Annotated in this window: 24 protein-coding genes; 6 read left to right on the forward strand and 18 right to left on the reverse strand. The window is 32.4% G+C overall.

Annotated elements, in window-relative coordinates; translation table 11 throughout:
- Positions 1-10 precede the first annotated feature (10 nt).
- Entirely contained in the window at positions 11-949 is a 939-nt protein-coding gene (locus RH915_RS10290) for a hypothetical protein (protein WP_310479856.1), read from the reverse strand.
- A 383-nt stretch (positions 950-1,332) separates the two neighbouring features.
- On the opposite strand from RH915_RS10290, the gene RH915_RS10295 reads away from it, so the two are divergent.
- The 3 genes from RH915_RS10295 to RH915_RS10305 all read left to right on the forward strand — a co-directional run bounded on the left by RH915_RS10295 (position 1,333) and on the right by RH915_RS10305 (position 4,148).
- Positions 1,333-2,913, forward strand: a complete 1,581-nt coding sequence (locus RH915_RS10295; protein ID WP_310479858.1) for a recombinase family protein — start codon at positions 1,333-1,335, stop codon at positions 2,911-2,913.
- Between the two features lie 220 nt (positions 2,914-3,133).
- Complete coding sequence (locus RH915_RS10300; protein ID WP_331618392.1) at positions 3,134-3,334, forward strand: hypothetical protein; 201 nt, start codon at positions 3,134-3,136, stop codon at positions 3,332-3,334.
- Positions 3,324-4,148, forward strand: a complete 825-nt coding sequence (locus tag RH915_RS10305; RefSeq protein WP_310479860.1) for an ABC transporter permease — start codon at positions 3,324-3,326, stop codon at positions 4,146-4,148. Before RH915_RS10300 ends, RH915_RS10305 begins: the two co-directional genes overlap by 11 nt.
- 88 nt (positions 4,149-4,236) lie before the next feature.
- Here RH915_RS10305 and RH915_RS10310 read toward each other — a convergent pair whose 3' ends face one another.
- From RH915_RS10310 to RH915_RS10335, 6 genes are all read right to left on the reverse strand, one after another.
- On the reverse strand, positions 4,237-4,989 hold the full coding sequence (locus RH915_RS10310) for a hypothetical protein (protein WP_310479863.1): 753 nt from the start codon (positions 4,987-4,989) through the stop codon (positions 4,237-4,239).
- A 90-nt stretch (positions 4,990-5,079) separates the two neighbouring features.
- The gene (locus RH915_RS10315) at positions 5,080-5,373 is read right to left on the reverse strand and encodes a hypothetical protein (protein ID WP_310479864.1); all 294 of its coding nucleotides are present in this window, start codon (positions 5,371-5,373) and stop codon (positions 5,080-5,082) included.
- A gap of 31 nt (positions 5,374-5,404) precedes the next feature.
- Positions 5,405-6,064, reverse strand: coding sequence for a hypothetical protein (locus tag RH915_RS10320; protein ID WP_310479865.1), 660 nt, complete (start codon positions 6,062-6,064; stop codon positions 5,405-5,407).
- 129 nt (positions 6,065-6,193) lie between these two features.
- Positions 6,194-6,601 (reverse strand): hypothetical protein, encoded by a 408-nt coding sequence (locus RH915_RS10325; protein ID WP_310479866.1) that lies wholly within the window; start codon positions 6,599-6,601, stop codon positions 6,194-6,196.
- A 630-nt stretch (positions 6,602-7,231) separates the two neighbouring features.
- Entirely contained in the window at positions 7,232-7,618 is a 387-nt protein-coding gene (locus RH915_RS10330; protein ID WP_310479867.1) for a hypothetical protein, read from the reverse strand.
- Positions 7,608-7,901, reverse strand: coding sequence for a hypothetical protein (locus RH915_RS10335; RefSeq protein WP_310479868.1), 294 nt, complete (start codon positions 7,899-7,901; stop codon positions 7,608-7,610). Before RH915_RS10335 ends, RH915_RS10330 begins: the two co-directional genes overlap by 11 nt.
- A gap of 176 nt (positions 7,902-8,077) precedes the next feature.
- Between RH915_RS10335 and RH915_RS10340 the strand changes: the two genes are divergently transcribed.
- Positions 8,078-8,554, forward strand: coding sequence for a metal-dependent transcriptional regulator (locus RH915_RS10340; protein ID WP_310479870.1), 477 nt, complete (start codon positions 8,078-8,080; stop codon positions 8,552-8,554).
- 41 nt (positions 8,555-8,595) lie between these two features.
- Here the strand turns inward: RH915_RS10340 and RH915_RS10345 are convergent, their stop codons facing one another.
- From RH915_RS10345 to RH915_RS10395, 11 genes are all read right to left on the reverse strand, one after another.
- Entirely contained in the window at positions 8,596-9,549 is a 954-nt protein-coding gene (locus RH915_RS10345; RefSeq protein WP_310479872.1) for a DUF523 domain-containing protein, read from the reverse strand.
- Between the two features lie 164 nt (positions 9,550-9,713).
- A complete protein-coding gene (locus RH915_RS10350) occupies positions 9,714-10,907 on the reverse strand; it encodes an aspartate aminotransferase family protein (RefSeq protein WP_310479873.1) in 1,194 nt (397 codons plus the stop codon).
- A gap of 13 nt (positions 10,908-10,920) precedes the next feature.
- Positions 10,921-11,778, reverse strand: coding sequence for an acetylglutamate kinase (gene argB / locus RH915_RS10355; RefSeq protein WP_310479874.1), 858 nt, complete (start codon positions 11,776-11,778; stop codon positions 10,921-10,923).
- Positions 11,779-11,790: 12 nt separating this feature from the next.
- Positions 11,791-13,011, reverse strand: coding sequence for a bifunctional glutamate N-acetyltransferase/amino-acid acetyltransferase ArgJ (gene argJ, locus RH915_RS10360; RefSeq protein WP_310479875.1), 1,221 nt, complete (start codon positions 13,009-13,011; stop codon positions 11,791-11,793).
- 15 nt (positions 13,012-13,026) lie between these two features.
- Positions 13,027-14,070 carry an N-acetyl-gamma-glutamyl-phosphate reductase gene (gene argC, locus RH915_RS10365; protein ID WP_310479876.1) on the reverse strand — a complete coding sequence of 348 codons (1,044 nt, stop codon included), beginning with the start codon at positions 14,068-14,070 and terminating at the stop codon, positions 13,027-13,029.
- Positions 14,071-14,242: 172 nt separating this feature from the next.
- A complete protein-coding gene (locus RH915_RS10370; protein WP_310479877.1) occupies positions 14,243-14,644 on the reverse strand; it encodes a hypothetical protein in 402 nt (133 codons plus the stop codon).
- Positions 14,645-14,659: 15 nt separating this feature from the next.
- On the reverse strand, positions 14,660-15,052 hold the full coding sequence (locus tag RH915_RS10375) for a YtxH domain-containing protein (RefSeq protein WP_310479878.1): 393 nt from the start codon (positions 15,050-15,052) through the stop codon (positions 14,660-14,662).
- A 282-nt stretch (positions 15,053-15,334) separates the two neighbouring features.
- Complete coding sequence (locus RH915_RS10380; protein ID WP_310479879.1) at positions 15,335-17,296, reverse strand: glutamine synthetase; 1,962 nt, start codon at positions 17,294-17,296, stop codon at positions 15,335-15,337.
- A gap of 346 nt (positions 17,297-17,642) precedes the next feature.
- The gene (locus RH915_RS10385; RefSeq protein ID WP_310479880.1) at positions 17,643-18,857 is read right to left on the reverse strand and encodes a SpoIIE family protein phosphatase; all 1,215 of its coding nucleotides are present in this window, start codon (positions 18,855-18,857) and stop codon (positions 17,643-17,645) included.
- A gap of 167 nt (positions 18,858-19,024) precedes the next feature.
- Positions 19,025-19,840: a hypothetical protein gene (locus RH915_RS10390; protein WP_310479882.1), complete on the reverse strand. Its 816-nt coding sequence runs from the start codon at positions 19,838-19,840 to the stop codon at positions 19,025-19,027.
- Between the two features lie 204 nt (positions 19,841-20,044).
- On the reverse strand, positions 20,045-20,839 hold the full coding sequence (locus tag RH915_RS10395) for an MgtC/SapB family protein (RefSeq protein ID WP_310479883.1): 795 nt from the start codon (positions 20,837-20,839) through the stop codon (positions 20,045-20,047).
- A gap of 155 nt (positions 20,840-20,994) precedes the next feature.
- Between RH915_RS10395 and RH915_RS10400 the strand changes: the two genes are divergently transcribed.
- Positions 20,995-22,623 (forward strand): MBL fold metallo-hydrolase, encoded by a 1,629-nt coding sequence (locus RH915_RS10400; protein WP_310479884.1) that lies wholly within the window; start codon positions 20,995-20,997, stop codon positions 22,621-22,623.
- 57 nt (positions 22,624-22,680) lie between these two features.
- On the forward strand, positions 22,681-23,580 hold the full coding sequence (phaZ, locus tag RH915_RS10405; protein WP_310479885.1) for an intracellular short-chain-length polyhydroxyalkanoate depolymerase: 900 nt from the start codon (positions 22,681-22,683) through the stop codon (positions 23,578-23,580).
- Positions 23,581-23,718 lie beyond the last annotated feature (138 nt).

Below are 23,718 nucleotides of genomic sequence, written 5' to 3' on the forward strand. Positions count from 1 at the left end.
ACATACTAGATTATCTAATCGCAAAAGCTATATTATACTCTTTTAAAAAATCTTTAAGTAACATGTTATTTATCACACCTTCAATCTCGTCTGCATAATTTTCAATAAACCAACAACATTGCCCATCCGACCGAAGATGCAAGGTAGATATTTTGTCAGAGTCTTCAATAGTGATTGCATCTTTTCTAAATTCTAGAACAGTAAAGGCTACTTGTTCTAGCTGATGCTCACTTACAATCATAGGGACAAGAATTAACAAATCAAAACCTAAAGCATCAATACCGTATTCTTTAGCAATATTCTCTACCTGTTTAAACGCTCTTATGAGTGCACGTCTCCCTTCAAAAGGTGTTCTTATATTATTCTTGATTATCACTTCTAATATGCTACATGCATACCCATAGTTTATAAAGCTATTTTGCTTTAAATAATCAAGATATTCATTTTTATATTTATCATAAACATACATAAACTCAGTCATTCTTAGTATTTGAAAAATATCTTTTTCAAAATTATTAGTATCAGCTAAGTTAGAACATAAAAATTCCATATAACCTTTGCTTTCAATATTTGATGAAAAACCCCTTTTATTTTGTTCCTCTAAAATTAATTTGTGAGCAATAATATCATCAATATACCCAGCAATAAATTCAACTCCCTCATTAAGACCTAATGTACAAGTAACTAAATATCCATTTCGAAACAAATATTCATGTAATAACTCATGAGAAATTGTAAATTCATCTAAAGAATAGTCTTTTAATAATATGGTTGAAGTATTATTAAAAAGATCAATATTGCATCTGCCTGCTACAATATCAGGTAGTTCTTCTTCTGCTGCAATTCTAATATCTAGTGCTCTATGAGAATTCAAAGACATTATATCATTATACAGTTCCATTAAATTGTCAGTAAAAATATAATTACCCAGTTTAATTTTATTTTGCATATTTATCTCCTTTTCTAACTATATAAACCTTGTACACTGATTTTGCTACTCATCAAATACATACGTTTCGTTATTATTCAAAACAATACTCATTGTTTTGAATTAAGTAGGCGGATATCTTCATACTACTCCCCCTATATTTTAAAAGTTTTTTTATTGCCACTTATTTAGTGTATAATTTTTCTCCAATTTATTCCAACATTGTATATTTACTGATTTATTCTACAAAAACTTACAAAACCCTTTAAGAACCTACATAATATATTTTAAATTTAATATATAATTATATAAACCTAACTATATTTTGTTAATAATCCTCACTTAAAATATTAAACTGTTTACTATATAATAGAACTAATAAGAGCAATTAAAGGAGCCTAACTATGAAAATAGCTATCTACTCTAGAAAATCCAAATTTACCGGCAAGGGTGAATCTATAGAAAACCAAGTTCAAATGTGTAAAGATCATGTCAATCCAATTTATGATAATATAGAGTTTTTTATTTATGAAGATGAGGGTTTTTCTGGCGGTAACTTAGACCGGCCTAAGTTTAAACAGATGATGAAGGATGCTGCTAATAAAAAATTTGAAACTATTGTCTGCTATAGGCTTGACCGCATTAGTAGAAATATCGCTGATTTTACAAATCTAATAGAAAATTTAGACAAGTATAATGTTTCCTTTATATCAATTAAAGAAAAATTCGATACTAGTACCTCTATGGGCCGGGCAATGATGTATATCTCCTCAGTTTTTGCACAGTTAGAACGCGAAACCATCGGAGAGAGAATCAGAGATAATATGCTAAAATTAGCTCGTACTGGTCGTTGGTTAGGTGGTAAAGCACCTACTGGGTATAAGGGAGAAACCATATCTTATGTTGATGGTAGCGGAAACACAAGAAAGGCAACTAAGCTGGTAATTGTTCCTGAAGAAGCAACACTTATGAAAAACGTATTTCAAAAATATTTAGAGCTTGGCTCGTTATCTAGATTAGAAACTTGGTGTCTGCAAAATAATATCAAATCAAGAAATGGCCTTGATATTAAAAAAACAACTCTAAAACGAATGTTAGAAAATGCAACTTATGTAAAAGCCGATGAAAATCTCTATAACTATTTTAAAAAACTACAAGTCGATATCGCAAGTCAAAAGAGTGAATTTAATGGTGTTAATGGTATTCTTTTAAGTAATAAGCATAATATTAAAAGCAAAAAATACCATAAAATTAGAGAAAAAGAAGAGTGGATCATAGCTGTTGGACAACATGAAGGTATCATCAACTCTATAGATTGGATAAAGGCGCAGGATTTACTCAATTCTAATAAAGGTAAAGGACCTAAATATCAGGCTGGATCAATTGGATTAATTACACCATTATTAAAATGTCAATGTGGATCTAATATGAGGATCAGCATAAAGTATTATAAAGGTCTTCCAAGATGGTACTATTATAAATGTATTTTAAAGGAAGCTTCTAAAGGAAGTCGTTGTAGTTCAAAAAATATAAACGGTACTGAAGCAGATTCTTTGGTAGTAAATGAGATTAAGAAAATGGAAATTAACAAAGGCATATTATCCGATCAGTTAAAGAAGAAATTTGTTAAACCGATTCAAGTAGATGCAAATTCAATTAAAAAAGAAATTGAAAAATATACTAAATCTATTAATCGTCTGACGGACCAAATTGCAGAGGGCAGTACAGCTACTAAATACTTAATTCAAAAAATCGAAGAGTTTGATATTAAAATAAAAGCATTAGAAAAAGAATTAACTCGCAGTGAAATGGCAGATGAAAAAAATCAACAAGTATTAGACCAAATTAATATTACGAAAAACATGATTTCTCAGTTTAATACTCACTATGATGAAATGGATATTTTTCAAAGAAGGAATTTATTAAAGAGTTTTATTAAAGAGATTGAATATGATGGTGAAGATTTGTTGATAAAAGTGAGATAGACAATTGCAGGGTTATCGTTTTAAACAGTGCAAATAATTTGTACTTCAATAAAAATACAAACTCTTTCCTGAAAATAATTAGAATTAATTAAGATCCAGGAAAGAGTATTTTTTTATGAGTACACTATCAATAGATGGTTACATTCATACTCTCCACCCAAAGTTTATTTATAATTCAAAATAGAAGTATTACACAGGCTTATTCTTAGGATCAACTATGTTGTTCTTTGTGTACATTGCTGAAGCTATATCCATGGCAGACAGAGTTTTAGTTCTTTCCAATAGACCAGCTAGAATCAAAACAGCACATGATATTCAACTAACCTGTGAGGATCATTCACCACTTAAGTGTCGTGAAGCGCCTGAATTTAAAGACTACTTTAATAAAATTTGGAAGGAGTTGGATATCTATGTTAAGTAAAACAAAAAATAATGATCTAACTTATTCCAAAGACCATTTAAAATATATTAAAAGTGTACAAATGAATCAGCTTAAGGTACGACTTTGGCAGGTAGGCTTCTTAATTGGGTTTTTGTTTATGTGGGAGATAGCAGCTAACTTAAATTGGATAGATAAATTCTTCTTTAGTAAACCTTCAGATATTGGTCGACTCATTTATCGTTTGACTCGTGATGGTTCTTTGCTTATGCATACTTCTATTTCTGTATATGAAACCATTGTTGCCTTTGTGCTAGGTACAATTATCGGTACGATTATTGCCATCATTCTTTGGTGGTCGGAATTTGTTGCTAAAGTCATGGATCCCTATTTGGTTGTGTTAAATGCCTTACCTAAAATCGCTTTGGGTCCAATCATAATTATTTGGGCTGGCGCTGGTACATCGGGGATTATCGTTACTGCTTTAGCGATTTCTTTAGTTGTAACAATCTTATCAACCTATAGTGGTTTTAGAGAGGTTGATTCTGAGAAAATTAAAATGCTTAAAACCTTTGGGGCAACAAAATTTCAAATTTTACAAAAGGTTATTTTTCCTGCAAGTATTCCTAATATGGTTAATACTATGAAGATTAATCTTGGTATGACTTGGGTAGGAGTCATTGTCGGTGAGTTTCTTGTTTCAAAGGCAGGTCTTGGATATTTGATCGTGTACGGTGGGCAGGTATTTAGATTAGATATCGTTATGGCAGGGGTTATTGTCTTAGCAGTAGCTACTTTCTTAATGTATCAGCTTATTGTCGTAATTGAAAATCGTTTTATAAAATGGCGTCAATAGAATATGTTATGGCACTAGCTATTGCTAGTGCCATCTATCATTATGGATATGATTAATGTAACTATTAGAATATAAATCTGCCTTAGGACTAGATAGTTATAGAGTCTACTATCTTTTGTACGTTTTCTGCATTCTCTTCGTAGTCTGTTTCAGTGCTTTCAAAATAGATATTCACGCTTATACCATCTTTAACTGCTACAATCATAGTTTGTCTTATAATTTTATCGTCTTTCTCACTCAAGTAATGATTAGCGTTATCTATCAAACCTTTTGCTATCATTACTCTAGTCTCTTCATGACTTTCAGTATTACTCAGTAATGATTTAAGTTCCTCTAACTTACTAGGGTCGTTTTTAATTTTTCTAATAAACCCATCGGCTTCATATTCACTCAGATAATTATTGTCCTCATTATCTAAGTTCATATCTTCTGTTAAAAAGTAATAAAGCTGCTCAATGGCATTATCAATGAGTTGAACATTTTGTGTTAAGGCTTTAGCTTCTTCACCATCTATTGTTATATCATCGAATGATACTACTTCCATTGAAAGCATTTTTTGAGCCAGCTTATATCCTTCGTTTAGGTCTTTTTCTATTTGAGCTCTTATTTCCTCATCGTTTTTGTCTCCGATTACTTCAACATCAATGATAACCTTTAGATCTGACTCGTTTTCTAGTATGATTTGATTTGTATATTTTGAGTCATCATTTTTTATTTCCCAATCGTCAGAATAGTTAAGAGAAATATGCTCTCCAGTATATACACTTGTACTTGATCCACATGCAGTTAACGCTAAAATCGATATAATTATTAGAATAAATAAAGATTTTTTTATATTCATAAACAGCCTCCTAGTTTCTTTTATATTTTCTTCAGGACTAGTAGTGTTTTTTATCCTGTATGTCTTTAAAGTTCTTCTAAGCCGTTGCAGTCATGCTAAAAATTTAGAACGAATTTTTGCAACAAGCTTGATAACAAAATATATAATTAGTATGTTAATTAGTAAAATTGCTGGATTTATAGCTAAGCCTGCATTTCCAGTAAAGAAGTTAGCACCAAACCAATTGCTTGAAGTTTCTGTCTGAAAAAAGGTTATATAATTTATGGGAAAACCATATTCATATTGCAATATACCTGTTGATTGATCTGGATTACTGGGTAAAATTATAGTGGTTACTATTGCAATAATGGTACTTATGATAAAAAATTTTCTTCTACTTTTCACCTTTATTCCCCCTATTTTACTTAGAACAGTTTTAAGAAGTTAAAACCGTAACAATATTTGAAATATCTTCGGCTAGTTTTTGTAATCTTTCAATCTGGTTATCATCTAAAGATATTCTATGTTGGGTAATACCAAATGTAACTCCACTACTAGAACTCCCACTTCTGAAGTAATGGGCAAAATTAAATAACTTTGTTTTCAATTGATCATAGTGCATAAACTGATCTTTATCAATTTCTTCACCTTTGGCAATAAGGCTATTGTGATGTCTCAAAAATATGGTTAATTGTTCAGATAAATCATCAATTATGGTGTGTAACTGTTGATGTTGTTTTCTAGCAAGTAGTCTTGTATTGTCCATCTGTATTAATAGTGGCTGGGTATGGTTAAGTATATCTTCAATTATTTGATTTAGCACAACAATATCTTCCATACGCTTTGTGTCTTCATATGTAAATTGCCTGGTTTGTTCCATGCTGTTCGTGGCTAGCTGATACAAGTTATAAGTGGCTGTATTATGGCTACTTTTGGTTTGTACATAGTTATAAGTCACAAATATATTAATTATTAGTAATGTGCCCACTATGAGTATAAAGCGTTTATTAAATAATTTTGACTCCTTACTAAGTTCCTTAATTAAATATAAAAGAACAACTAGCAATCCTATATTTAAAAATAGCGAATCGAACATAGATATCCTCCTCAATATTTTGCTTGATTCTTCTGACTACAGTATCATACAACGCCAACGCCCTAACCCTGTATTGTACGGTTTTCACTAAAATACGTCACTACACTCTTATTATTTATTGCAAGCATTTTATTCTATTAAGGTTTTATATTCTTCTACATCATCAAATTCTGTTCTAACTGTTGTTGGAATACCAGAAATGTTTCTCATTAAAATTGGATTCTCGTTATTTATTTTTTTAATAAAAATCTCAAAGGCATTATCCTCATTCAAGGTAATTTCAAAGTTTTGTTTATCACTTTTTATTCTGTATACACGATCTTCTACGCTTTTATAAATTCCACTATCTACTTCCCTATTATCGATATATAGAATAAAACTATTATCATGATGATTAATAGCCATTTGAACAAAATATCCGTTAACATTCTTTTCTGTCTGATAAAAACCCTTTAAAGTAGGTTTTATATTAGATCCACATGCGCTTATTATTAATATAGTTACTATTGATATCACAATAAAAACTACTTTTCTCATAAAAATAATCCCCTTGTTAAATCTTTAGATTTGTAATTTAATATTATTTTCTTATATCTTTATAAAGTTACGTGATTTAATCTTAGTATTAGTAAAATGATGTAATATCTATTAAAATCAGTTTATTTGCTATATACTATAACGATTTGAATCTACACCTTTATTTAAAACTTAATTCCACCTCATATATATGTAATCTAAAATCTATTAGATTTATATCCTTTTCCAAGTGGACTTCATATAGTAACTATGTTCTGTATTTTCTTCAATTTCTGCTGTCCATTCATATGTGGTAGGCCACTTTTTAAATATCTTTGCTACTGTATAAAGAAAGTGAAGTGATAATTTAGTAGCTCGTGGCTTCCAACCAGTTGAAGGAATCATCGTAATTTTTGTTTTATTGTCCTGTTTCGTGACAACGTAGTGTCCTGCTATTTGACCTGTTGTTGGATGGCCCTCTATTTGAAACTTGCCTTCTTTTTTTATATTGTTTTCTATGGATTTAATGTTAGTAAAAGGGTTTTCAAAGGATAATTTGATTGGATATATTGGATTATTACGAGTAATACAACGGATGGCTGGTTTTCCATTAATCCATTCTAATTGGATATTATATTCTCCTATATCTATCTATTTTTGTTGTAATTCCACTTCTAATGGTATTAGTGGATTATTTACTGCAGGATTTAGGGTTACAATTAAGGGTTTTGGACTATAACGGGTAAATAGCATTTTCATCCAATCCATAGGTAACGGTAGTTCGTCCGGTTGATGCTTTCTTCCATCTATTATTATTTCAATGTTGGTATGATTTTTTCGAACAAAGTAAAAGTCATGTAGCATTACTAGGGGTATTGATGAAGGGTTCTCTGCAGCTGCGCCCATTGGAGCTAATAAGCCAAAGGGGTTACGTTTTTTGCCATTGTTTTCATTGATACTAATGACTACATTTCTGTTGTTTATGTCTTTGAATTTGTAATAAGCCTGCACGCCAAGGTCATTGATATTATAATCCATCAGTAAAATCTCGTTCAACAATATTAGCTAGACCTTTCCCTACAATGTCATAATCCTCTGGATTAAGTTTTAAACTCGGCTGATGAAATATATCGACTTTTCCGTCCTGTCTCCACCCTATTATTAAGTGACCTTTTCCATGGGGTGTATCATCAAAAACTTGAGGTTCAAATGCTACATAAATTGTATCTGGATCTTTTTCGAAATTAATAAGTAATAATCGTTCCATAGGATCTACATCGATTTTAAAGGGGTTTATTAAATATTGTTTGCTCTGTTCCATAGCTTTGGCTCCTTTATAATAGGTACATATTTTAAGTCCATTGTATCAATTTTTAATTTTCATTTTTGTCGAAAATTGTTATATAAGTGTAATTAATAAAGTAAATCTCAGTGCATATAATGTATACAGGGGAATGATATCAATTTTATTGGATAAAGTAAAAGGTTGTGGTAATCGTGAAAAACAAAGACAAATACTGTACTGTAAGAGGATACGAGCTTCAAAGAAGAGAGGAAAATCTACTGACGCATAGTATGGAAGATTATCTGGAAATGATTTATCGTCAGTGTTTGGATGAAGGTTTTGCAAGAACAAACACTTTAGCTGAGCAGTTAAATGTTCAAGCTCCGTCTGTCTCAAAAATGGTTCAAAAACTTACTCGTTTAGGTTTGCTAAACTACGAAAAGTATGGGGTTATTCGTTTAACTGAAAAGGGCAAATCAATAGGTGCATTTTTACTGTATAGACATAATACGATTAAGGACTTTTTAAGACTTTTGACAATAGATGAGCACTTACTTTCTCAAACTGAAACATTGGAACACAATATTAATATTGATACGCTAAAAAAACTGACTTTATTAATTGATTTTTTCAAAGAAAACGCTGATCTACAAGAAAAGTTTCAAACACATGTTAAAAATAATATTTAGTAATTATGAAAAAATACCATAATGAAAAGCACTAGCTTTGGCTAGTGCTTTTTCTTTTGCAGCATTTTTGCTATTCTCTGTTTGTCTCTGTACAAAATTGGTGCCGAGGAGAAAAATGTTCCTTTTTCGAAAGCTTCTCTTTCTAAAAGTATTAGTTCCTGTGCGATACGGGTCATTCCACGATCTGTTTCTGGTCGTTTGATTAAATCTATCTCTTCATTAAACTTTTGTTTATAGTATACATAGCTTTTCCATAAACGCTGTTTTATTCTAGGTAACGTTGAAGGCTTTCTTAAAATGGTTGTAACCTCATTTTTTATATTTTCTGCTATATTAGCATCAAACCCTTTTGGTAGGTTTGCAAGGTCTTTTCCAATTTGTTTTGCTGCTTTAGGTGCTAGCTCTTGGCATAAAAACTTCACTGTGTACCAAAAATTATATAAATCTTGTTTGTTTCTGATTTCTTGTTTTTTCACCCATACAAAAGCGTGTAGTCGTCTTCGCCAATCCCACCACTTAATTGGACTTTCTAAATCTAAAGCTGGTATTAGGAAAAAACCTTCTTTAATTAGTAAAGCACCAAATACTCCCGGTGGCTTGCCTGCACTTCTTCCTTTTAAAGTGGTTCTTTCAACGCCACATGTGGGACTACCTTCCATGTAAACATAGCCTACAGCATTGACTTTTTTAAGTAGGTCTAAAGTTTGTAAGGAAGCTTCTTTTAGTTCTTCTGTTACGTCTCTTGCACTACTACTTCTAACTCTAGCATTTCCTTCCCAAACATCGTTGCCATTTCCTCCAACGATTTTAATCGTATCTCTTGGTACTCCAAGACCGGCCATTACCTCTGGGCATACGGGATGCCAAATAAAATCCCCTTGTTCTCTCCCTAGGTTACTAAGTCTATCCCAGCCTTTTTGGTTATATCTAATAGGTGCCCCCATGTTACAAGCACTTATACCTAACACAACTCTTTCATCAATAATACGTTCCATTGTCATCCCTCCAAATAAGTGTGAAGAAAACTAGTGTATTTATCTATTTATTCTTTACCCTGTGAGAGTGGCATATAATCAAAAATAAGTGGTATTTTTTCATGCAAATTCTTACAAAAAAAGCGCCCTATTGGACGCTATATAAAAGCGTAAAACTAAATTTATTATTTTATTTCTTTAAATATATCCGATAATGTACTAATTACTTGATCAACTTCTTTTTCAGTTATGGTTAAAGCAGGTAGAAACCTTAGTACAGTACCTGATGTACAGTTGATCAGCACACCTTTTTTAAATGCACTTTCTACAATTGGCGCTCCTTCAATCTCTAATTCTAAGCCTTTAATTAACCCTTTGCCTTTCACTTGTTTCACCCAAGCATACTGGTCAACAAACTTTTGTAATTGATTTGAAAAGTATTCGCCGATTTTTTCTGCATTTTCCCAAAGTTTTTCTTCTATAATTGTTTCCATTGCAGCGACTCCTACACCACAGGAGAAAGGATTGCCACCAAAGGTTGTACCGTGGTCACCAGGATTAAAGGCACTTGCTACCTCATCTGTAGCAACTACTGCACCGATTGGTACACCGGCGCCAAGGGCTTTTGCTAGTGTCATAATATCTGGTATAACACCGTAATCCTCGTAAGCAAAAAGTTTTCCTGTTCGACCTATACCACATTGAACTTCATCAAAAATAAGTAAAATGTCTTTTTCTGTACATATTTTCCTTACAGCTGTTAAAAATTCCTGTTCTGCTGGGGTAACGCCACCCTCGCCTTGCACTGGTTCTAACATAATTGCACATGTATTTTCAGTAATGGCAGCTTCTACGGATTTAATATCATTAAATGTAGCTTCTTTAAAGCCTGCTGGAATAGGGGCATAGCCTTCACGATATTTTTTATTTGCTGTTATACTCAACGTCGCCATTGTTCTACCGTGAAATGCACCGGACATGGCAATAATTTCGTTTTTTCCTTCACCATATTTCTTATATGCATACTTTCTCGCAAGCTTAATTGCACCTTCATTCGCTTCAGCACCACTGTTTGCAAAAAAAGCTTTGTCGGCAAAAGAATTTTCTACTAGCATTTTTCCTAATTTAACTTGGTTTTCAATCCAATATAAATTTGAAGTATGAAGCAGCTTTTCTCCTTGATTCTTAATTGCTTCAACAATTTTGGGATGGGAATGACCTAGTCCATTAACTGCTAGACCACCGACCATGTCTAAATATTCATTTCCTTCTGTATCTTTTAAATAGGATCCTTTCCCTTCGGAAAAAGCAATTGGTATTCTTTTATAAGTATTCATTAAATAGTTTTGACCGTCTTGTACAAGTTGATTAATATCCATTTGTTTTCCTCCTTTATGCATCCGTAATCATCGTTCCAATACCATCATCTGTAAATATTTCTAATAGTATAGAATGTTGCTTTCTTCCATCAATAATATGAGCGCTCTCCACACCGTTTGTTACAGCTTCAAGACAGCATTTTATTTTTGGTATCATACCACCCTTTATTACGCCACCATGAATTAAGTCCATAATTTGATCTGATTTTATACGGGGTATAATACTGTCAACGTCGTTTGCATCTTTCATCACGCCGCGCACATCTGTCATAAGTATTATCTTCTTTGCATTAAGGGCCGCGGCTAAGTTCCCTGCAACTTCGTCTGCATTTATATTAAAAGACTGGCTGTTTTCTCCTATACCTATAGGAGATATTACAGGTATATAACCTTTTTCAATAACTGTATTGATTAAATCTGTATCGATTGATTCTATTTTACCCACTAATCCTAAAGTAGGATCTTTTTGTTTTGCTTGTATGGTATTTCCGTCTTTTCCATTTATACCAATAGATTTAATCCCATTTTGATTAAATAAAGAAACAATTTGATTGCTAATTTTACCTGTCAATACCATTTCTGTAATGTACATCGTTTCTTCATCTGTTACTCTTAATCCATCTATAAATTTGGTTTCTTTACCTAACTTTTTTAGCATTTCAGTAATTTCTGGTCCACCGCCATGTACGACAACTGGATTCATGCCTACGTATTTCATAAGAACAATATCTCTTATAACTGTTTTCTTTAGATCTTCATTAATCATGGCATTACCACCATACTTAATAACGATTGTCTCATTATGAAAAGATTTTATATATGGCAGACTCTCTATAAGTACGTCTGCCTTTTGACAGGGTGTCATCTCCATTTTTACTTCCTCCTATGTTCTATACGCTCCATTTATTTTAACATAGTCATAAGATAAATCACAGCCCCATCCTGTTGCTGATTCATCCCCTTCATTAAAATCTACTAAAATTTTTATTTCTTTGTATTTTAATATTTCGGCTACGTCGTCTTCTTCATAGTCTGTTCCTTGACCTTTTTCAAAAATGGTTACACGACCACCTTCACTCTCAAGGGTAACATCTGTATTTTCTATGGTAAAATTAGCTTCTGAATAACCTATGGCACAAACGATTCTTCCCCAGTTTCCGTCTTCACCAAATATAGCTGTCTTTACAAGACTGGAGTTTAAAATACTCTTTATTGATTTTCTTGCGTCTTCTTTTGTTGCACTATTTTTTACGGTTACTTCTATAAATTTTGTTGCGCCTTCACCATCTTTTACAATAGATTTGGCTAGATATTCGTGTACATACTTAAATGCTTCAATGAACTTTTCCTTATCCTTGTGTTTTGCTGTTATTGTTTCATTTTCAGCTAATCCGTTTGCCATGGCACACACCATATCATTTGTACTAGTATCGCCATCAACTGAAATCATATTGTATGTATCCTTCGTTACATCTTTTAGTAGCTGATCTAAATATTCTGAATCTATATTTGCATCTGTTGTTACAAAGGCTAGCATTGTTGCCATATTAGGATGTATCATTCCCGATCCTTTGGCGATACCACCTATTGTTACTTTTTTATCATCTATTTCAACCTCTACTGCAACATTTTTTTTACCAGTATCTGTCGTTAGTATTCCTTCCGCTGCGTCTTGCCCCCCATTATAGCTTAAAGCATCTGCTGCGGTTTCAATTCCCTTCATAACGGTTTCCATTGGCATACTAACACCAATAACCCCTGTAGAAGACACAATAACAGCTTCTTTTGGAATGTTTAGCACTTCTGCTGTTTTTTCTGCCATGCTCTCGGCATCTTTTTGACCTTGATCACCGGTACAAGCATTAGCATTACCACTATTTACAATAATTGCTTGTGCTTTTTTGTTTTTTATATGCTCCCGTGACACCGTAACTGGCGCTGCACAAACTTTATTCGTAGTAAATAGGGCAGCTGTACTAGCCATAACATCACTAAGGATTAAAGTCATATCTTTCATTTTCTTTTTTATGCCAGTATGCACTCCACTTGCTTTATATCCTTTAGGAGAGGTTACATCGCCCTCTATTATTTTATAATTTTTCATTTAAATCCCCCCACTTTAAGGCAAAATTGGAACATGATTTAGCCCTTCTGTTTCATCAATACCAAACATAATATTCATATTTTGTATGGCTTGCCCTGCAGCACCTTTTACTAAATTGTCAATGGCGCTAACGATAATAATTGATTTTGTTCTTTCATCTACTTTAAATCCAATATCACAATAGTTCGATGCATATACAGCTTTCGTTTGAGGATACACATCTTTATCTAGTATTCTTACAAAGGGTTCTTCCCCGTAATATTTACTGTAAACAGATTTTATTGCATCATAATCTAATCCTTTTAAATTTTTAACGTAGATTGTACTAAGGATGCCCCTGGTCATTGGCGCTAAATGGGGTGTAAATTGTATAAACATTTCCCCACCAGCAGCTTTTGATAGTTCCTGTTCAATTTCTGGTGTATGTCTGTGGCTTCCTATACCATAGGCTTTCATGTTTTCATTACACAATGCGTATAGATTCCCTTCTGAAGGTGTTCTGCCTGCTCCTGAAACTCCAGATTTTGAGTCTGCTATTGGTATATCTTGATCGCTTATTATTTTTTCTTTTAATAAAGGATATAAGGCTAATATAATACTTGTCGGATAACACCCTGGATTTGCGATTAATTTGGCATTCGGGATTTTCCCTCTATTAATTTCGCATAATCCATATACCGCATCCTTTAGTTCTTCTTTTGCGGTATGTGCTACTTTGTACCAAGCTTCATATGTATCCACATCATCGATCCTAAAATCTGCTGATAAGTCAATAACTTTTACCCCTTTTGACAAAGCATGCTTAATAGCAGATTGGCTTAGTCCATGGGGTAAGGCTGAAAATAAAATGTCAATATTTTCTAAATCATATTCCATATTTACGGTACTACATTTTTCAGTTATAATGTCTAACATGTTTGGATAAACTTTCCCAAATTCTTTATCTTTATATGTTCTTGAATCTAAAAAAGCAATATCTACCTCAGGGTGATTTGCTATTAACCTTGTTAGTTCTGCTCCTACAAATCCTGTAGCGCCTATTATACCCGCTCGAATCATACTCCCACTCCTATCTAATATTTATAAAAATATATGTATATTTATTCATTATATACTATTCAGAATATTTTCTCAAATGCTTTTTTTGTATACATATTTAGTATACAACACTTAATCTATAAAATAAATGATCTACACTGTTTGTGTAGATCATTTTTACTATCTTTATTTATTATTTTTTAAAAATTCCTTTTTTCTTAGGTTTCCCAAACACATCAGCAATTAAACTAACGATTCCCAACAGATCACGGATTGGTTCTATAATATCTTCGTTTACACCTTGTACTGCTGAAGCTGTATATTCTACTGTATCATCAATATTTTTAAAAGCATTTTTTACATGTTTCATTTCTTCATTTACATCAGTAGTAATTTCTTCTACATTTGAAAGTACATTTGGAATACGCTTTAAACTTTCATCTATATTTTCTTCATTTTTTGTTAAAATATTTTGTACTATTTTTAAAGTTTCATTCAATTTTTGAACTGCTGTAAAAATAACGACTAAAACACCAACGCCAAGTACCGTTAATATTAACCAAAGTATTGTATTTAAATTAACTGTTACCTCCATTATAACCCACCTTTATTAGTTATTCTCTTCTTCATCTTCCATTGTGCATACTTCTTCATCACTATATATATTACATGTCCCACTTACTTTATCTTTAAGGATAATTAGTTTATCTTCTACTATCTCTTTTTGATCAGCATATATTTCTGTAAGTTTTTCTTTCCCCTCAGCAAAATTGGTTTGAAGTTGATCTTTAACTTTGGATAACTCCTCTTTTGTTTTTTTACGAGTGTTTTCTCCTTTATCCGGCGCAAAGAAAAGTCCGGCTAATCCACCGATAACCGTTCCTGCTATTAAGCCCTTTGTGATACCTTTTTTTCTTTCGTTATTTTTTTCTTCTTGAATCTTTCTTCCGTCTAACATTTTTTTTACGGTTTCAATTTTTTCTTGTGCATTTCGTATGTACATATATTTCCCCCCTATTTTTTAGTTAAATTTATTTATATGGTAATTATACCCTAAAAAAACAAGTTAAATCAATAGATTTAAAATAAGTGGCTCACGCCACTCTCGCTAGGAAACCCAAGTTTTCCCAATAACAACAAAACTGTCTGAGCACCTTACTAGTACCGCAGGAAATTTCATCCTCCACAAACCCTGTTTTTATAGTAGAAAAGTAGAATTTTCCTACTATATAAAAAAGGATAGAGATACGCTACGTATCTCTATCTTAAATACAATTTATATAATTTAATGTATTCTCTCTGTATCGCTATAACCATTTACTTCTTCAAGCAAATTTCTTCTGTAGGCAGCATACAGTTGCTTTAGGCAAGTAATTTTATCTGACATTTCAATTTGAAGACTTGAGGCAGTATCATAGTCCTGAATTTCTACGGCTTCTCTTATTCTTGTAAATAAAGATTTATTTTCTAAGCTATCCTTCATTAAGTAATTTCTCAGATTTTTTATTTTTTCCCAATTAACAACATCTAGATCTGTTACATTTTCAGTATCATGTAATTTACATAGATTTCTTATTAGCTTCATATTGTTAATAATGATTCGCCCAACTAATTCTTTTTCCCATTGATCTATTGTTGCAATCATATATGAATTTATTATAGCCTCTGTAAAAACGCCACCCTTTAGTAATATTTGTTTTTTGTGTTCACTATTTCTAAATCCATTTACATTTTGCCACACTGTTGCCGGGGGTGTGCCAAATAATTTGTTTCTCTCTTCTTCTGGCAATTCATACACATCTTCTTCACTTCTAAATTGTCTTTCATTATCTAAATAATACTTCTCTTCCCCTGCTTTTTTTGAAAATTCTGCTTCAAGTTGTTTGCTAGCCATATTGCTTGTTACCGCTGCTTTTATTCCATCTAACATGGTTTGATATGAAGCAGCTACTGTTAAGTAAGTATTTGTTGTTGGGTTTGGTGACCGTAGTTCAAATCTTGTAGCTAATGGATTACCCATATCTCTCACTAACCCAATTAATACTGTACGATTTCTTGATGGATTTTCTGGCACATGTCCCACTGAGCCAACAGTACAGATCGGCGCTTCAAAACCAGGCTTTAATCTGTTAAATGCGTCATTAGATGAGGTAACAAAAGGGTTTATTACCTCATAATTGTTTAACATCCCCATAAAAGCTCCCCAACCCATAGCACTAAGGAAATCTTTTTTCATATCTTGCGGCGCAAATATATTAACGTACTTTCCATTTTTAAGTTTTACGTTAACGCCCATGTGGGTGTGTTCACCACTACCAGCTACACCTTCAATAGGTTTTGCTTGGAATTTAACCTGTAAGCCATGTAGTTCGAAAACTTCATCAATTAACTCTCGTATAAACAATTCATTATCTGCACTTTGCATTGCCTCATCATATTTCCAATCAATTTCTAGCTGCTCCATAACATGATTTAGCTTACCGGTAACACCAATTTTTGCAGTAATTCCTCCGACCTCTTTATGCCCCATTTCCGGTTCTACACCATACTTGTCCATTAGCATAATAGACGCTTCTAATGCTGTTCTTACGGTCCCTTTTGTTCGTTTCCAGTACTGTTCCTTAAGCGACTCAGAGGTTGTTAGTTTTTCTTCATTTGCTTTGTCTTGAGGCGTTCTAACCCAAAATTCCAATTCAGTTGCAGTCGTCAAATTTACCTTATCGATTTCGTCAAAGGATGAAATGCCATACTCTTTTAAAATTTCAGGGTTGCTTCTTAATAGCATTTTAATTTCTTCTTCAAAGTATTTAATAGATCTTTTTAAAACAGATCTTGAATCTACCATTTTACCATCATGTTCTAGAAATGCTGGTATGCGTAATGTTCCTACTGGTAGTCCGGTTTCTTCATAAATATGTTCGTAATTGTAATCTACAAACCAGTTCACATCTAAATCTGGTCTTAAATCAACTTTTGCATTGTTTAGTGTTGCGATTTCATGAAGCATAACACTTGATCCATCTGTCTGTACACCCTCTGTTAAAAAATTGTCAATGTCTTCTAAGAATATTGACACCGGTATTTTTTCATCGGTGTTATTTCCCCTTAAATCTATAGCTCCAAAAGATACGAACTGTATGGATGGATGTGCCTCAAGAAGCTTTTTAAGCGTCTCTTTCTCATGAGTCCATACTGGAAAAGTGTAAAGTATTGGCTCAGATAATAATTCTTCTAAACTTTTTTTCATGAATGTCCTCCTTAATTGATTTATTATATAAATTATCTCTTTTTAATATAGTGATTTTACATGAATTTGATGTTTATGTAAATAACAATCAAATAAATTCAGTGATATATCGTAGTTGCATAATTTAAAACTTATTAATAATTAAGTCATTTTCTCATTTGTTAGAATTGCATAATTACACTATAAAGGTTTAAGAATAAATATAAAAAATGTCACCTGAGGTCGCGCCACATTTGTTGACTTGTATCACTTATTTTATCATAAAAAAACAAGTCGACAAATTCGAAGCAGGGAAGGTATATTTTTTATATTTATTCCAGTAAATTTAATTATGCAATTTCCTTATTTAGATAAATTTAACCCACTTCATCTCTAGAATTGTTAAATCATCAGTTAATAAATTTTTTCTTGCCATTTGATTTAGTTCAGAAGTTAAATGATAACTGTTTTCAGTCATTTGTTTTTGTAAATATTTAATCAGATTTTCTTGTTCAAAAACTTGTCCATTTTTATCTTCTAATTCTAATAATCCATCTGTATAGATCATTAAGCTATCTCCTGAATCTAAATATAGGGTTTTTTCTTCATAGTCTTCAGAGAACTCAAAACCTACTGGTGTTCCATAGGCATCTAAAACAGTGGTCTCACCACTATTTTTGATTAAGATTGGCTCAGGATGCGCTGCCCTTACATAATTTACTTCCCCTGTCTTAACATTCATTATCATATAAAAGATAGTAAAGTAGTGTTTGTATTTTGCATAGGGAAACCTTTTATTTAAGTAATTTATAACCTCTTTTGGTGATACAATCTCGTAGTATGGCGGTGTCGCTTTTTTCTTTTTTAAAGGGGATCCTCTATCTACATCAATAATCAAAAACTCGGATAATGCAACGGCAAGCATAGAAGATGCCATTCCATGTCCCATAACATCGATCATATACAACCCCATATGTTCCTCATCTAGCATAAATACATCAAAAATATCTCCTCCGACTCTTCCTGAAGGCTGAAAGTTCCATTCAAAAGAGCAATTTGGTATGTTTCCAATTGTTTTTGGAATCAAAGCCTCTTGAATTTTCCCTGCTAAAGATAAGTTAATATCCAGTTCTTTTCTTTGTTTTTTAATCGTTGAAATACTTTCTTCAAGTGCTTGATTTGACTGCTCTAATTTTTTCTGTAATTTTACTGCTTTTTCTAACTTCTTTATTTTATAGATAAGTTCATGATCATCAAATGGTTCAACTAAATAATCGTCAATGTCAGCTTCCATCAATATTTTCTTTTTCTGCTGATTATTATGGACTATAGTTAAAATTTTGGCTCCAATTTTTTTGCTATACTCCTTAATTTTAAAACATCCCTCTACAGATAACTGTTCCTTTTCTGAGGTATATAATAAAATAATATTAGGACTTGATTTATGTATGGTTTTTTCTACTTCGTGGCTAATACATGTCTCATCTACCACTTCGTAACCATGATTTCTTAATACATTTTTTATCGGTTTAGTTACAATCACATTTTTTTCTTTTAGAATAAGGATTTTTGTATCAATCATTTTCTAATCCCCTTTGTAAAATTTGGTATAACTATAGTTTATCTTTTATTTCTCTTTTTATCAATCTATTTAACTGAGGATTAGACATTTTATACTATATAAATAAAAATCAAGACAGAATTCAATATGAATCCTGTCTTGATTTTTAAATTATTTTATTTATCTATTTATCTAGCTAACATACCACTAGTTAAAGGTAGGTATTGTGAATACCTGTCATTTAAGTGGTGATCGCTTCCATTTACCATTATTAAATTATTAAAGTTTGTTGTATTATCATATCCAAGACTGTCCTCAGTACCTAAATATCCTCTATAGTTTGCTAGTCCATTAGGGCTATTCACGCCAATCCCTAAAGAGATAAATGTAGTTTGACCCAACATCCAACTTCTTCCTTCATTTCTTAATCTGAAAAATGCGTTTGCTGAATCCATACTACCTTTACTGTGTCCAACTACTCTATGAGGGCGTGCACCATTACGATACAATAAATACAGTTTATAAGATGCTGCATTACTATAATATGTACCATCAATATTATTTGGACGTCCTACATAATATCCTTGTGGTCCATAATACCAAATAGTCGAATCTCCCCAACCTGAAACAATCCCAGCTACAGGTTGACCCAGTTCGTTTGCTACTTGTTTTGCCATTGCAGCAGTACCAGTAGAACTACTTCCTACACCAGCCATAACCACAGTTCCTACTTGATTAGTTCTTACTAAATATTCAGCCCATGAGTATGTATATACTGTTCTATTACTTCCCGGATACATAACCATAACAGTTCCTGGCGCAAGTCCATAAGTTACACTAGTTTCATAAGAATTTAATAAATGTAGTGGATACATCTTTGCCTCAGTATAATGAAAGGCATCAGCTTCTAACGACGCACCTGGGAGCACACCTCCTATTGCTAACATAAATGTTAATACTAATGTCAGTGCAACTTTCCACTTCATGTTCTTTCTTTTTGCCATATGTATTCCTCCTTTTTTTTATAATTTCATTAATATATGTAATTAACCATCGACATTTATGACACATTCGATGTTATCTTCATTTTACAATACCAAATAATGCTATGTCAATAAATAATTCAATTATTTATCTAAATAATCAGATTTTGTATTTTTATCACACACATATATGCAAAAAAAAATACTCCCTATGAGAGTATTTTTTTATTTGTGATTTATAACTTTTACATCGTCCCATACTACTGAATTTAAACCCTTAATTTTACCTAAATCGTTGCATACTTTATGTTTTTCAAGTTTTACAGGTGTAATAATGTAAAAATTTATTTGAATACTTTCTTCATACATATCTTCTTCCGATGTTGCATAATTTTCTAGTTGGATATTTTTTATGCTTATATAGTGTTTCCCGAAAACCATTCCAATTTCGCCAACTAATCCCGGTCGACCAATCCCTTTAATTTCTACTTCGGAATAACGTTTCATTTTTGAAAGCCGTTTATTCGTTAACTGCACACTTGTCAATGAGGCTAATGAAAGTAATGTTGTAACAACAGCTGCCACATAAAATCCCGCGCCTATTGCTAAACCAATCCCTCCGCTGATCCAGATACTTGCTGCAGTTGTGAGCCCTCGAACATTCATTCCTTCTCTCATGATGGTACCTGCACCAAGGAACCCAATACCACTTACTACTTGCGCAGCTAATCTAGCTGGTTCACCACCTTTACCTTCTGGTCCCAAACCCACAAAACCGTATATAGAAAGGATCATAATCAAACAAGATCCTAAAGTAACTAATATATGCGTACGAAACCCGGCAGGTCTATTATTTACTTCTCTCTCAAAACCTATAAGACCACCAAGAAGCGATGCTACTACTAATCTAACTATGAGATCTAAAGAAGAAATCATGTAATCACCACTTTCTACTTCAATGAATAATATCTTGCTTACTATTATATCATATATTTTTCTTTTCGTTCTAAAATAGGACAATTTTACCTTTTAAATTTTTGACCAAAAAAAATTTTATTAATAAATCTTATAATATTTTGTTCAATTAGTATTTTAATATGATTTTAAAAATAGTTTATATGATATAAAGTGTTTTTGGGTATAAAATAAATATACTTATATTAGGAGGGTCAACTATGAAAATACATTTTTTAGGTGCTTCAAAAGTCGTTACCGGTTCCAACATCCTAATAACAACAGATAAGTACAATGTTTTATTAGACTGTGGTTTATTTCAAGGCAGTGAGGAACTAGAGTCGTTAAATCAACTCCCCTTTGAATTTGAGCCAAAAGATATCGACTACCTCTTTTTAAGTCACTCTCATATTGATCACAGTGGTCGTATTCCTAAACTCGTAAAAGAAGGTTTTAATGGAAAAATTCTATGCACGAAGGCAACGAAGGAATTGTCTGAAATTATGCTTGTTGACAGTGCTCATATCCAAGAATCCGATGTGAATTGGGAAAATAGGAAACGTAAGCGTGCCGGTAAACCATTAATCTCTCCTTTATATTCAGTTGAAGAAGCTGAGGCAAGTTTAAGGTACTTTGAATCGGCTCTTTATAATCAAAAAATAAGTGTTAACGAAGACATTTCAGTTCGTTTTAGAGATGCAGGTCATATACTAGGTTCTTCTATTATTGAGATATGGATTACTGAAAATAAAAGTACAACAAAAATTGTTTTTACCGGTGATTTAGGTATGACAGATAAACCTTTAATTAAAAATCCAGAGATCATCGAAGATGCGGATTATCTTATAATGGAGTCAACTTATGGAAATAGATTACACGAGAACCGTGAAAAAAGAACCGAAAAACTGATGGACATTATTAATGAGACAGTCTTAAGGGGTGGCTCCGTAATCATTCCTTCTTTTGCTGTTGGCCGTACTCAAGAACTAATTTACGAACTAAATAAATATTATGAATACAAAAAAGATCTTGAAGCCCATATGAAAATTCCAATATATATTGATAGTCCTATGGCAACGGCTGCAACAGAAGTATTTAAAGAAAATGCTTACTGTTTTAATGATGAAACCCGTCAAATGATCTTAAAGGGTGATAATCCTTTTTCCTTTGAGAACTTATACTTTATTAAAAGCCATGAGGAATCTATGCGTCTGAATGATACTAATTACCCAAAGGTTGTAATTTCTGCAAGTGGTATGTGTACCGCCGGTCGTGTTCGTCATCATTTGAAACACAACTTATGGAAAGCAAATAATAGTGTTGTTTTTGTGGGTTACCAAGCCAATGGCACCTTAGGACGACTTCTTCAAGAAGGGGTTAAAAAAGTAAAATTACTGGGTGAAGAAATTGTTGTACTTGCAAATATACATACGATCGAAGGCTTCTCAGGGCATGCGGATCAACAAGAATTACTCAGTTGGGTTGATAAGATAAAAAGAAAACCAAAAAGAATTTTCTTAGTGCATGGTGAGGAAGCATCTACAGAGACGCTTGCAAAGATGCTACGGGAAAGGTTTAATATTAAAACAATTACTCCCAACATTGGCTATGTCTATCAGATTTCTAATGGATCTACTGAATTTTCCAGAGAGATATTAGAACCAGTTCAAAGAAAAGAAAATATTAAAGAAGAACTACAAAAAGTTTACGAACAATTTGAAAGTCTAGTTTTAAAAACTGATCGCTTTTGGAATCCAGAACTACTTGATAAGGATTATGACAAAATAAAAAATAAACTTTTAGACCTTCAACGAGAACTACTTGACTTGAGTATTCTACTAGGTGATTAATTTCATTGGCTTACTTCTTGCATGTTTTTTACAAAAACACATCTAAGGAGTGAGACTATGTTGAATAATATACAACCTTGTACAATAGAATTATCAAACGGTGAAATATTAGGTTATCGTGAATGTGGATCTGGACCTGAAACCCTTGTACTTGTTCACGGAAATTTATCCTCATCAAGACACTGGGATATTCTTATGGAGGAATTAGCCCCAAAATATAAAATTTATGCACTTGATTTAAGAGGTTTTGGTATGTCTTCTTATAATAAACCCATTTCGTGTCTTAGAGACTTTGCCCATGACCTGCATTTATTTATTCAAAGCCTTAAACTAAAAAACTTTACTTTAGCTGGGTGGTCAACCGGTGGTGGTGTATCCATGGAGTACGTTATTAATTATCCTAATGTTGCTAAGAAATTAATTTTGTTTCAATCTGTTGGCATTAAGGGGCTTAAAATATATAAGAAACCATCAAACAGAAAAAGTAATGAACCTGGTTATTTTATTACCCGAGAAGAGATGCATGCTGACACGCAACAGATTCAACCTTTATTGAATGCACAGAAAAATGGTGATAAACAGTTTTTTAAGAAAATCTGGGATAACGTCATTTATAATTTAAATCAACCCCCAGCTGAACGTTACGATGGCTATTTAGAAGAAATGTTGAATCAAAGAAATAATGTAGATGTTTATTACGCACTAACGCATTTTAATATCTCAAAGGAACATAATGAAGTTGTTGAAGGTAATGGTCTAGTTGAAAGAATTAATATTCCAACATTGATCATTCATGGTAAAGAGGATTTAGTCGTACCACTCAAGGATGCATTATATACAAAAGAAAATCTAGGAGAGCTTGCTGAACTTGCTGTAATTGATGATGCAGGCCATGCCCCTTTAACGGATAAGTTTGAAGAAGTGAAAAATCATTTTGTTCGCTTTATTGATGGCTAGGCTTTAATTATGTTTAATAGCAATACAAGAATCATGATAAGTTTTCTTGTATTGCTATTTATTTGGCTCTTTGTCAATAGTTGGGGTGGGATTATATTTAATCCCGCTCCATTATTACATTAGAGCCTATTTTAGTAT

The organism is Serpentinicella sp. ANB-PHB4, assembly GCF_031432315.1.
Lineage (GTDB): Bacteria > Bacillota > Clostridia > Peptostreptococcales > Natronincolaceae > Serpentinicella.

Excerpts from the sequence above, each read along its gene's own strand:
- RH915_RS10290 (WP_310479856.1), bottom strand. The coding sequence starts at position 949 with ATGCAAAATAAAATTAAACTGGGTAATTATATTTTTACTGACAATTTA.
- RH915_RS10295 (WP_310479858.1), top strand. The coding sequence starts at position 1,333 with ATGAAAATAGCTATCTACTCTAGAAAATCCAAATTTACCGGCAAGGGT.
- RH915_RS10305 (WP_310479860.1), top strand. The coding sequence starts at position 3,324 with ATGTTAAGTAAAACAAAAAATAATGATCTAACTTATTCCAAAGACCAT.
- RH915_RS10310 (WP_310479863.1), bottom strand. The coding sequence starts at position 4,989 with ATGAATATAAAAAAATCTTTATTTATTCTAATAATTATATCGATTTTA.
- RH915_RS10320 (WP_310479865.1), bottom strand. The coding sequence starts at position 6,064 with ATGTTCGATTCGCTATTTTTAAATATAGGATTGCTAGTTGTTCTTTTA.
- RH915_RS10325 (WP_310479866.1), bottom strand. The coding sequence starts at position 6,601 with ATGAGAAAAGTAGTTTTTATTGTGATATCAATAGTAACTATATTAATA.
- RH915_RS10330 (WP_310479867.1), bottom strand. The coding sequence starts at position 7,618 with ATGGATTATAATATCAATGACCTTGGCGTGCAGGCTTATTACAAATTC.
- RH915_RS10335 (WP_310479868.1), bottom strand. The coding sequence starts at position 7,901 with ATGGAACAGAGCAAACAATATTTAATAAACCCCTTTAAAATCGATGTA.
- RH915_RS10345 (WP_310479872.1), bottom strand. The coding sequence starts at position 9,549 with ATGGAACGTATTATTGATGAAAGAGTTGTGTTAGGTATAAGTGCTTGT.
- RH915_RS10350 (WP_310479873.1), bottom strand. The coding sequence starts at position 10,907 with ATGGATATTAATCAACTTGTACAAGACGGTCAAAACTATTTAATGAAT.
- argB (WP_310479874.1), bottom strand. The coding sequence starts at position 11,778 with ATGGAGATGACACCCTGTCAAAAGGCAGACGTACTTATAGAGAGTCTG.
- argJ (WP_310479875.1), bottom strand. The coding sequence starts at position 13,011 with ATGAAAAATTATAAAATAATAGAGGGCGATGTAACCTCTCCTAAAGGA.
- argC (WP_310479876.1), bottom strand. The coding sequence starts at position 14,070 with ATGATTCGAGCGGGTATAATAGGCGCTACAGGATTTGTAGGAGCAGAA.
- RH915_RS10370 (WP_310479877.1), bottom strand. The coding sequence starts at position 14,644 with ATGGAGGTAACAGTTAATTTAAATACAATACTTTGGTTAATATTAACG.
- RH915_RS10375 (WP_310479878.1), bottom strand. The coding sequence starts at position 15,052 with ATGTACATACGAAATGCACAAGAAAAAATTGAAACCGTAAAAAAAATG.
- RH915_RS10380 (WP_310479879.1), bottom strand. The coding sequence starts at position 17,296 with ATGAAAAAAAGTTTAGAAGAATTATTATCTGAGCCAATACTTTACACT.
- RH915_RS10385 (WP_310479880.1), bottom strand. The coding sequence starts at position 18,857 with ATGATTGATACAAAAATCCTTATTCTAAAAGAAAAAAATGTGATTGTA.
- RH915_RS10390 (WP_310479882.1), bottom strand. The coding sequence starts at position 19,840 with ATGGCAAAAAGAAAGAACATGAAGTGGAAAGTTGCACTGACATTAGTA.
- RH915_RS10400 (WP_310479884.1), top strand. The coding sequence starts at position 20,995 with ATGAAAATACATTTTTTAGGTGCTTCAAAAGTCGTTACCGGTTCCAAC.
- phaZ (WP_310479885.1), top strand. The coding sequence starts at position 22,681 with ATGTTGAATAATATACAACCTTGTACAATAGAATTATCAAACGGTGAA.